This is a genomic window from Streptomyces shenzhenensis (genome assembly GCF_021462265.1).
GTDB classification, from domain to species: Bacteria; Actinomycetota; Actinomycetes; order Streptomycetales; family Streptomycetaceae; genus Streptomyces; species Streptomyces shenzhenensis.
On sequence record NZ_JAJONF010000020.1, the window covers coordinates 163,032 to 172,760 of the forward strand.

Annotated in this window: 7 protein-coding genes and 2 pseudogenes; 3 read left to right on the plus strand and 6 right to left on the minus strand. The window is 73.2% G+C overall.

The annotated features are described in order from the left end of the window. Positions 1–12: 12 nt before the first annotated feature. The 3 genes from LQ326_RS25375 to LQ326_RS25385 all read right to left on the minus strand — a co-directional run bounded on the left by LQ326_RS25375 (position 13) and on the right by LQ326_RS25385 (position 2,770). On the minus strand, positions 13–480 hold the full coding sequence (locus tag LQ326_RS25375; protein WP_234540004.1) for a VOC family protein: 468 nt from the start codon (positions 478–480) through the stop codon (positions 13–15). 6 nt (positions 481–486) lie between these two features. Beyond that, positions 487–1,266, minus strand: a complete 780-nt coding sequence (locus LQ326_RS25380) for an SDR family NAD(P)-dependent oxidoreductase (RefSeq protein WP_234540006.1) — start codon at positions 1,264–1,266, stop codon at positions 487–489. A 115-nt stretch (positions 1,267–1,381) separates the two neighbouring features. After that, entirely contained in the window at positions 1,382–2,770 is a 1,389-nt protein-coding gene (locus LQ326_RS25385; RefSeq protein WP_372496946.1) for a cytochrome P450 family protein, read from the minus strand. A gap of 297 nt (positions 2,771–3,067) precedes the next feature. Between LQ326_RS25385 and rho the strand changes: the two genes are divergently transcribed. Continuing rightward, on the plus strand, positions 3,068–4,219 hold the full coding sequence (gene rho / locus LQ326_RS25390) for a transcription termination factor Rho (protein WP_234540008.1): 1,152 nt from the start codon (positions 3,068–3,070) through the stop codon (positions 4,217–4,219). A gap of 89 nt (positions 4,220–4,308) precedes the next feature. After that, positions 4,309–5,154 (plus strand): annotated as a pseudogene (locus LQ326_RS25395) (D-alanyl-D-alanine carboxypeptidase family protein); the annotation flags it as partial. 89 nt (positions 5,155–5,243) lie between these two features. On the opposite strand, the gene LQ326_RS25400 reads toward LQ326_RS25395, so the two are convergent. The 3 genes from LQ326_RS25400 to LQ326_RS25410 form a co-directional block, all read right to left on the minus strand. Then, positions 5,244–6,599, minus strand: coding sequence for a glycosyltransferase 87 family protein (locus LQ326_RS25400; protein ID WP_372496948.1), 1,356 nt, complete (start codon positions 6,597–6,599; stop codon positions 5,244–5,246). Continuing rightward, positions 6,596–7,990 (minus strand): polyprenol phosphomannose-dependent alpha 1,6 mannosyltransferase MptB, encoded by a 1,395-nt coding sequence (mptB, locus tag LQ326_RS25405; RefSeq protein ID WP_234540011.1) that lies wholly within the window; start codon positions 7,988–7,990, stop codon positions 6,596–6,598. Before mptB ends, LQ326_RS25400 begins: the two co-directional genes overlap by 4 nt. A gap of 216 nt (positions 7,991–8,206) precedes the next feature. After that, positions 8,207–9,136 (minus strand): glutaminase, encoded by a 930-nt coding sequence (locus LQ326_RS25410; RefSeq protein ID WP_234540013.1) that lies wholly within the window; start codon positions 9,134–9,136, stop codon positions 8,207–8,209. A 91-nt stretch (positions 9,137–9,227) separates the two neighbouring features. Here LQ326_RS25410 and LQ326_RS25415 point away from each other — a divergent pair. Then, a pseudogene (locus tag LQ326_RS25415) lies at positions 9,228–9,729 on the plus strand (transposase); the annotation flags it as partial.

A 9,729-nucleotide genomic window follows, 5' to 3' on the forward strand; every position in this document is an offset into this window, starting at 1 on the left:
CCCTGCTCCATCTCACGGGTTAACGGTGGTGCCGCGGTCTTCGGCTTCGGCGAGTTCGCCGTGCTCGCCGGGTTCGCCGCGCTCTATGAGTTCGATGAGGTTTCCCTCGGGGTCCTTGACCCAGGCCATTCGCACCCCCGGTTCGGGGGACGGTCCGGGGGCGAGGACCTCGCCGGCCCCGAGCGCCGTCAACGCGGCGTACACGGGGTCGAGTTCAGGGGTGGTGACCGCGAAGTGCCCGTACCCCTCGGTGAGGACGGCGGTCATCGGGTCCGGTGCCCGCAGGCCGGGCGCGGACCCGGGCCTGGCGAGCAGTTCGAGCCGCCAGCCGTGCGGGTGTTCCAGGACGACACCGGTCAGGCCGGGGCCGTCGAGATGGAAATCGAAGACGGTCCTCAGGCCGAAGGCCGCGCGGTACCAGGCGAGTTGGGCGGCCAGGTCGCGTACGTTGAGGCCCACGTGGTCGAGTCGTGCGTGCATCCGCGCTCAGCCCGCCATCGCGCTGTCGCCGCCGTCGACCATGAGGTTGGCGCCGTTGACGAAGGCCGCCTCGTCGGAGCAGAGGAAGGCCGCCGCGCGGGCGATGTCCTCGGGCTGTCCGATCCGACCGACCGGTATCCGCGCCTCCAGCCGGGCCTTCGGGCCGTCGGGGTCGTCGAGGAAGGGCGCGGTGGCCGCGGTGCGGGTCATGCCGGGGGCGAGGGTGTTGACGCGGATGCGGTGCGGGGCGCCGGCCGCGCACAGGTGCTTGCTCATGGCGAGGACCCCGCCCTTGGCTGCGCCGTGCGGCACCATGGGCATGAACGGCGCGCCGCGCACGGCGGCCACGGAGGCGACGTTGAGGACGGCCCCGCCGCCGCGTGCGACCAGGTGCGGCCAGGCCGCCCGGGTGCAGAAGTAGGGGATGTCCAACTCGTTCCTGATGGTGAAGTACCAGTCTTCGGCGGGCATCGTCTCGAAGGGGCCGTTCCGCAGCGCGGAGGCGTTGTTGTAGAGGATGTCGATCCCGCCGAATTCCGCGATCCCGGCCTCGATCCACTCCCGCGCCCCCGCCTCGGTGGAAAGGTCGACCGGCGCCAGGGAACGCATGACACCACCGGCCTTCTCGACGAGTACCACGGTTTCCGAGGCGCTCTTCTCGTCGATGTCGCAGCCGAATACGGTGGCGCCCTCGGCCGCGAAAACCTGTGCCGCGGCCCGGCCGATTCCAGCCCCCGTGCCACTGATGAAAGCGATTTTTCCGGCCAGTCGGCCCATGATTGCCATGTCCCTTGTCCCAAGCCGCCGAAGTGCGGTGGTGGCAGCGTAGGTAGGGCCTATGGCCAGAACAAGAAATTCGTCAGCGAAGCGCCATCACGGGTTCGTATGGCTGGTATGCGCCTCAGCCGCGGACGCCGCCGGTCCGGGGACGCAGCCGTACCGGGAGGGTGCGCACGCTGTTGCCGACGAAGCTGGCCTGCCGGACGAGGCCGTTCTCGGGGACGGCGAGGTCCAGGGCGGGGAAGCGGTCGAAGAGGCGTTCCAGGGCCACCGTGGCCTCCAGGCGGGCCAGCGGGGCGCCCAGGCAGTAGTGGGCACCGTGGCCGAGGGAGAGGTGGCGGACGGCGTCGGGGCGGGCCGGCCGGGTGACGTCGAAGCGGTCGGCGTCCGGGCCGTGCGCGGCCGGGTCGCGTCCGGCGGCGGAGTACCCGGCCAGGACCGGGGTGCCGGCAGGGATCACCGTGCCCCCGACGGTCAGGTCCCGCACCGGGTAGCGGAAGGGGAAGTAGCTGACCGGCGCGTCCCAGCGCAGCGTCTCCTCGACCACGTCCGCCCAGCTCGCGTCCCCTTTCCGGACGATTTCGAGCTGGTCGCGGTGGCCGCACAGCGCGCGCACCGCGTTGGTGACGAGGTTGAGGGTGGTCTCGTGGCCGGCGATGGTCATCAGGACCAGGGTGCCGATCAGCTCCTCCTGCCCCAGCCGGTCGCCGTCCTCGTCGCGGGCGGCGATCAGGGCGCTGGTGAGATCGTCGCCGGGGTGCTCGGCACGGGCGGCGGCGACGGCGGCGAGGACGGCGACCAGCTCCCGGTTGGCGGCGACGGCCGCGGCGGGTCCGATGTCGGTGGCCACGACCTGGTTGGTCAGGTGGTGCAGCCGGTCACGGAACTCCGGGTCCACGCCGAGGAGTTCACCGATCACGCCCATGGGCAGCGGCAGCGCGAAGTGCCGGCGCAGCTCGGCGACGCCGTCCGCTTCGGCGGCGGCCCGCTCCAGGTCGTCGAGCAGGGTGCCGGTCAACTCCTCGATCCAGGGGCGCAGTTCCTCGACGCGGCGCGGGGTGAAGGCCCGGCTGACCAGTGCGCGCAGCCTGCGGTGGTCGTCGCCGTCGGCGGTGGTCATGCCCCGCACGGTGGCGAAGGTCAGCAGCGGCCAGCCCGCCGGGATACGGCCCTCCCGCAACCGGGTGAAGTGCCGGGCGTCCTTGGCGACTTCGGGATGCTGGAGGAACTCCCTGAGCGCCTCGTGTCCGAGCACCGCCATGCCCTCGACGCCACCGGGCAGGACCACCGGAGCCACGGCACCGCGCGCCAGCAGCCTGGCGTTGTCGGCGTGCGGGCAACCGCCGGCGGGGTCCGGACGGTGTGGCACGGAGGGGCTCTCCACCAGGGGCTCCTGACAGTGGCACGACACGGACACCGCCGATCGTAGGCCCCCGCGGGCCCGTGCGGGGCGGTTCCGGCCGGTCCCGCAAGGCACCGGGACGCGGGAACCGGATCCCCGGCCGGGCATGCGGCGGGAATAGCGGTGACCGGTGTCATGTTGACGATCGCGGAACCCTGGGTATAGTGCGATCAGCACGTGTGAGCGCCCCGCTACGGGCGCCGAGTGCCGGTTCCACTCCTCCAGCCGTATCGCCCGTCGCTTCCCGACCGGCTCACCGGCTTCTCAGCACCACCTCGTGATCCGGGCCTTCATCACCGTTCCCGAGGTGCCGTTCCCCGCCGCACGGAGGCTGCGCACACGCCCTCCCGCTCGCGGCCACTCCCCCTTCACTCATGTCTTCCGTCCGCGAAAGGACCACCTCTCATGACCACCACACTCGAACCCCCTGTCCAGCAGCAGGACCGGGCCGCCACCCGGCCCGTCACCGGTGTCCTCGACATCGACGCGGGCGGGAAGGGGCAGCTGCGGGCCCGGGACTGCCTGCCCTCCCCCGCCGACCCGCAGGTCTCCCCGGCCCTGATCCGCCGTCACGGCCTGCGCCGGGGCGACCTCGTCGAGGGCGTCCTCGGCGACCGGCGCACGCTGGCCGGGATCACGCTCGTCAACGGCCGTACGCCCGAGGAGCTGCACGGCCGCCGCCACTTCCGTGATCTGACCCCGCTGCACCCGCACGAGCGGATCCGCCTGGAACACCCGGCCGCCGGGTTCGCCGGACGGGTCGCCGACCTGTTCGCGCCGGTCGGCAAGGGGCAGCGCGGACTGATCGTGGCCCCGCCGAAGACCGGCAAGACCGTGCTGCTCCAGCAGATCGCCGCCGCCGTCGCCGGCAACCACCCGGAGTGCCATCTGATGGTGCTGCTGCTCGACGAGCGCCCGGAGGAAGTCACCGACATGCGGCGCTCGGTCCGCGGTGAGGTCTACGCCTCCACCTTCGACCGGCCCGCCAAGGAGCACATCGCCCTCGCCGAACTCGTGGTCGAGCGCGCCAGGCGGCTCGTCGAGGACGGCCGGGACGTCGTCATCCTCCTGGACTCCCTGACCCGGCTGTGCCGGGCCCACAACAACGCGGCCGCCTCCAACGGCCGTACCCTCAGCGGCGGTGTCGACGCCGGCGCGCTGATCGGCCCGAAGCGGTTCTTCGGTGCCGCCCGCAAGGCCGAGGAGGGCGGCTCGCTCACCATCCTGGCCACCGTCCTGGTGGACACCGGCTCCCGGGCCGACGGCTACTTCTTCGAAGAGCTGAAGAGCACCGGCAACATGGAGCTGCGCCTGGACCGCGAGCTGGCCTCCCGGCGGGTCTTCCCCGCTGTGGACATCGCCCCCTCCGGCACCCGCCGCGAGGAACTCCTGCTCACCCCGGCCGAGTTGACCGCCGTGCGCGGGCTGCGCCGGGCCCTGCAGAGCCGCGAGGGCGCCCCGGGCGGCGGCCTGGAGACGCTCCTGGAGCGGATGCGGGAGACCCCGGACAACGCGGCCTTCCTGCGGCGCGTGCAGCCGACCCTGCCGGCGGGCTGACACCCGGGCGTGCGGCATCCGGGTTGCTCCCTGCACCCGACCGGCCCCGGCAGCGCGCCGGACACCGCCTCCATTCCTACGTTGATCGTATGACGATCGGATTCCCTGGCCGATTCCCCCGGCGAGCGGCGGTGACGACCTGCTCCGTCTGCCTGGCGGGCCTGCTGGCGCTGCCGCCCGGCACGGCCGTCGCCGGCACCACGGCGCCGGCGCCGGCCCCGCCCCCGAGGGCGGTGGTGCCCGGCCCGTCGCTGCTCTACCACTCCGGCCCACAGGTGCGGCCGCACCCCGGGGCCCCGGAACTCCCCGACCTGTCCGCGCTGTCCTGGCTGGTCGCCGACGCGGACACCGGCCAGGTGCTGGCGGCCGACCACGCACACCGCAGGCTCCCTCCGGCCAGCACGCTGAAGACCCTGTTCGCGCTCACCGTGCTGCCGGTCCTGCCCGCGGACCTCCAGCACCGGGTCACCCCCGAGGAACTGGCGGACGTGGCCGAGGGCAGCAGCCTGGTCGGCGTCGAGGAGGGACACACCTACCGGGTGGCCGACCTGTGGCGCGGGGTCTTCCTCAGCTCCGGCAACGACGCCGTGCACGTCCTCGCCGCGCTCGACGGGGGCTGGGACCGCACCGTCACCCGGATGCAGGCCAACGCCCGCTCCCTGGGCGCCCTCGACACCCACGTCGAGTCCCCCGACGGCTACGACGCACCGGGGCAGGTCTCCTCCGCGTTCGACCTGGCGGTGTTCGGCCGGGAGGGACTGCGCAACCCCGACTTCGCGCGGTACTGCTCCACCGCCGAGGCCCGCTTCCCCGACGGCGCCGGCTGGTCGTTCGGCATCGAGAACACCAACCGGCTGCTGACCGGCGAGGACGGCGTGGGGCGCTACCCCGGCCTGATCGGGATCAAGAACGGCTACACCAGCAACGCCGGCAACACCCTCATCGCCGCCGCCCGGCGCGGCGGGCGCACCCTCGTCGTCACGGTGATGAACCCGCAGGACGGCGGCGTGTACGACGAGGCCCGTCAGCTGCTCGACTGGGGCTTCGCGGCGGCCGGACGGGTCGACCCGGTGGGCTCGCTGGACGGTCTGCGGGCCAGGCCGCCGCGGCCCAGTGCGGGCCCCAGCACCGTACCGATGGCGGCGGCCACGGCACCCGAGGACGACTCGGGCTGGTCGGAGACCGCCGTCGTCGCGGGTCTCGCGGTGCTCGGCGCGGGCGCCGTCACCCTGGCGAAGCGGCTCAAGGGCGAACGCCCCGGACGGGACTGACCGACCGGCAGGCCCAGCAGCAGGCCCAGGGTGATCCAGGTGTAGAGGTTGCTGCCGAGGAACCCGTCGACGCCGGAGGCGTCGTCGAACCACAGCCACACCACGCTGGTGCACATCACCGCGTAGAGGGCGCCCGCGATCCGCGGGTGGCCGGCGCGGGCCAGCAGCACGAACGACGGCAGCACCCACACCAGGTGGTGCACCCAGGTGATCGGGCTGACCAGACAGGCCGTCAGACCGGTGAGCGCGAAGGCGGTCGTCCAGTCGCCGGCCGCCATGGCCCGGCGGGTCCGCCACACCCACACGGCCAGCGTGAGCAGCACCGCGATCGCCCACAGCGGCTTGTCCGGATGGCCGAGCCGGGCCAGCACGCCCTGCAGCGACTGGTTCGAGACGTAGTCGAGCCGGCCGACCCTGCTGGTGTCCCAGAGCGCGTGCGTCCAGTAGAAGCGGGAGGCCTTCGGGTCGGCCCAGGCCGCCAGAGCGGTCGCGGCGAGCGCCACGGCCGTGGCGACACCGGCCGCCCGCCACTTGCGGCCGATCAGCAGCATCCCGATGAACAGCGCCGGCGTGAGCTTGATCGCGGCGGCGAGCCCGATGCCGGCCCCGGCCAGGCGGCCCCGCCCGCTGCGCAGCAGACAGCAGTCCCCGAGGACCAGGGCGAGCAGTATCAGGTTCACCTGGCCGAAGCTGAAGGTGTCCCGCAACGGCTCGAACAGCGCCAGCCCGCACAGTGCCAGCGCCCACCGGTACCAGCCCCGGCGCCGCCAGCCCGGCCCGGCCAGGACGCGCAGCACGAACGCCAGCGCGGCCAGGTTCAGCAGCAGCGAGGCGGCGATGGCCACCGGCAGGCCCACCATCGCCATGGGCAGCATGCCGACGGCGGCGAACGGCGGATACGTGAAGCCGTACGTCGTCCCGGGCACCCGGTAGTCGTAGATCCGCCCGCCGTGATGCACCCAGGTGTGCACGGTGCCGTAGTACACGCGCAGGTCGAACCAGTCGCGCAGCAGCGGCACGGTGGCCGTGAACACGGTCACGGCGGCGACGAGAGCCAGGACGAGCAGCAGTCTCCCCCGGTCGGTCCGCGGCCGCCCCAGGCCCCTCATGCCGTACGTCCCACGGCCGGGGCCTGCGCGGCCTGGTGGGCCTGCCACAGCACGACCACGCCGAGCACCCCGCCGGAGACGGCGAGGACCAGCTGGCCGGCGTCGGCGGGGCCGCCGCTGGGCAGCACGGCGAGGGCGAGCACGCCGGTGACGGCCGCCACCCGGTGCCGTACCGAGGTGCTGGGCGCCGCGGCCGCTATCAGGAACAGTCCCCAGATGGCGTACCAGGGGCGGATCGCCGGCCCGAAGGCGGCGACCGCGGCCAGGCTCAGGCCGAGGGCGTAGACCGGGCGGGGCCGCAGCCGGACCCATATCAGCAGCACGGTCACGGCGGTGAGCGCGAGGCCGAGCAGATGCCAGGCGGGGACGGCGAGCGGTGCCAGGTCGCTGCCGAGGTGTTCGAGGAGCGCGCCCGTGGCCCGGCCGAGCAGGCTGCTGAGCGCCCAGTTGTGCGGCGAGACCGGCGTGTCGAGCGCCCTTATCCACCCGTACCCCGTCCCGGCGACGGCGGTGGCCGCCACCGTCGTCGCTCCCGAGGCGATCGCCGTCGTCAGCGTGGCCCGCACGGGACTGCGGCCATTGCGCGCCTGCACGACGACGACCGCGAGCAGCCCGAGCGCGGCGGGCGCCTTCACCAGCGCCGCGAGGGTGACGAGTACGGCGCCGAGGACCGGCCAGCGGCCGAGCGCCGCGACCAGGCCGAGGCCGAGCAGTCCGAGCATGATGGCGTCGTTGTGGGCGCCGGCGACCAGGTGCAGCAGCACCAGCGGGTTGAGGGCACCGAGCCAGAGCGCGGCGGCCGGGTCGGCGCCGCTGTGCCGGGCGAGGCGGGGCAGCGCGGCCGCCATCAGGCCGACGCCGAGCAGGGCGACCAGCCGCATCCCGAGGAGTCCCGCCGGGAGTTCACCGCGGGTCAGCCCGGACAGCAGCGAGGCCACGCCCATGAACGCCGGGCCGTACGGGGCGGCGGTGTTCTGCCACACCGGCGCGACCTCGTCGGCCAGCGGGCCGCCGAGCTGGGCGGGCCCCGAGGTGTAGACGTCCATGTGCGCGTCGACCATCGCGCCCTGCGCGAGGTAGCTGTACACGTCCCGGCTGAACAGCGGGGGCGCCAGCAGCAGCGGGGCCGCCCAGACAGCGAGGACCAGCAGCAGCCGGCGCGGGGTGGGCGGCTCGGCGCCGCGCACCAGACGGCCGAGCAGCAGCCACGCCGCGACCAGCAGCACGACACCGAAGTAGACACCGACCAGGCCGAACGCCGCCTGCACGGAGCTGGGTGCGAGCAGATCCTCCACGGGCAGGGCGCCGGCCGTCTCACCTCCCAGGGCGAGGAAGGCGGTACCGGCCAGGCCAAGCACCTGGCAGCGGCGGAGATCGACGGGGAAAGCCATGGCCAACACTGGGTCAGCGTGCCAAGGGCGGGTGGCCGGGAGACGACGGGGCGCTTTCTTGGGAGCGGCCTGCTTGTTACCTGTGTGTGGTCGTTGCCGGGTGCGGGTCCGTCGTGGCCGATCACGCCCGCGCGGCGGAGCCGCATACCGATACAGCCCCGCGCCCCTCAAGGGCGCTTCACCGCCGGCGCCGCGAAGTCGAACCCCCCAGAACCTCTAGAACACCGACAGACCCGTGAGTGTCGTGAATCTGTCCAGTGCCGCCACACCCGCCACCGAGTTGCCCCGTTCGTCCAGTCCCGGGCTCCACACGCAGATCGCGCACCGGCCCGGCACGACGGCGATGATGCCACCGCCCACTCCGCTCTTGCCGGGCAGGCCCACCCGGTACGCGAACTCGCCCGCCGCGTCGTACGTTCCGCAGGTCAGCATCACGGCGTTGACCTGTTTGGCCTGGCTTCTGGTGAGGAGGCGGGTGCCGTCGGCGCGGATGCCGTGGCGGGCCAGGAAGGTGGTGGCGAGGGCGAGGTCGGCGCAGGAGGCGGCGACGGAGCACTGCCGGAAGTACTGGTCGAGGAGGACCGGGACGTCGTTGTCGATGTTGCCGTAGGAGGCCATGAAGTGGGCGAGGGCGGCGTTGCGGTCGCCGTGCTGGGACTCGGAGGCGGCGACCTCCTTGTCGAAGTCGAGGGAGGCGTTGCCGCTCTCGGCGCGCAGGAACGCCAGCAGCTCGCCGGCCGCGTCCGCGGTACGGGTCTGGAGGCGGTCGGTGACGACGAGCGCGCCCGCGTTGATGAAGGGGTTGCGCGGGATGCCCTGCTCGTACTCCAGCTGGACCAGGGAGTTGAAGGGATTGCCGGAGGGTTCGCGGCCGACGTGCTCCCAGAGTTCGTCGCCCTCGCGGGCGAGGTCGAGAGCGAGGGTGAAGACCTTGGTGATGGACTGGGTGGAGAACGGCTGCCGCCAGTCGCCGACGCCGTAGACCGTGCCGTCCGGTTCGGCGACAGCCATGCCGAAGCTGCGGGGATCGCAGGCGGCGAGCGCCGGGATGTAGCCGGCGGGACGGCCGCGGCCCGGCGTCCGCTCCATCTCCTCGGCGATGCGTTCCAGGACCGGCAGGAAGGCCTGTGACGACGTCATTGTCATGATCACTATTGTGCCTCCGCCCGCGCCCCGGAGAGACGCGGGGAACTGCGCGACCGGCCCGAACCTGCCCGCGGCCGCCGTACGCAAGTGCGCGCACACGACTGCGTCTGCAGACGCTGACGACGGCATCGACTGGACGGTGTCAGTGGCCTCCGCAGTTGTCCGGGCCCCCCAGCACGCTGCCGGAGCACTCGAAAGGGGGCGCCCCACCCGGGCGAGCCTGCCGATCACGCGCTTGGACGATCCCGCGGCGGGCCGAGCACCAAGGTTCACCTGGCGGCAGACGGCCGCGCACGACCCCTCGCCTTCACCGTTGCCGCAGGCCAGGCAGGTGATGCAGCCGCGTTCGAGACGGTGATGTCCCGCATCCGTGTGCCCCGCCCCGGTCCGGGCAGGCCCCGGACACGGCCTTTGGCCGTTCTGGCCGACCGCGCATACTCCTCACGTGGCATCCGCAGCCACCTGCGGCGCCGGGGCATTCGTGCGGTCATCCCCCAGCCGTCCGGCCGAGTCGGCCCCCGTTGTGCGGCGAGGCCGACTCGGCGGCCGTCCGCCCGGCTTCGACAGCGAGGCATACAAACAGCGGAACATCG

What these genes read in the sequence shown, in the direction of transcription:
- LQ326_RS25375 (WP_234540004.1), bottom strand. Translation starts at nt 480, where the DNA reads ATGCACGCACGACTCGACCACGTGGGCCTCAACGTACGCGACCTGGCC.
- LQ326_RS25380 (WP_234540006.1), bottom strand. Translation starts at nt 1,266, where the DNA reads ATGGCAATCATGGGCCGACTGGCCGGAAAAATCGCTTTCATCAGTGGC.
- LQ326_RS25385 (WP_372496946.1), bottom strand. Translation starts at nt 2,770, where the DNA reads ATGCCCGGCCGGGGATCCGGTTCCCGCGTCCCGGTGCCTTGCGGGACC.
- rho (WP_234540008.1), top strand. Translation starts at nt 3,068, where the DNA reads ATGACCACCACACTCGAACCCCCTGTCCAGCAGCAGGACCGGGCCGCC.
- LQ326_RS25400 (WP_372496948.1), bottom strand. Translation starts at nt 6,599, where the DNA reads ATGAGGGGCCTGGGGCGGCCGCGGACCGACCGGGGGAGACTGCTGCTC.
- mptB (WP_234540011.1), bottom strand. Translation starts at nt 7,990, where the DNA reads ATGGCTTTCCCCGTCGATCTCCGCCGCTGCCAGGTGCTTGGCCTGGCC.
- LQ326_RS25410 (WP_234540013.1), bottom strand. Translation starts at nt 9,136, where the DNA reads ATGACAATGACGTCGTCACAGGCCTTCCTGCCGGTCCTGGAACGCATC.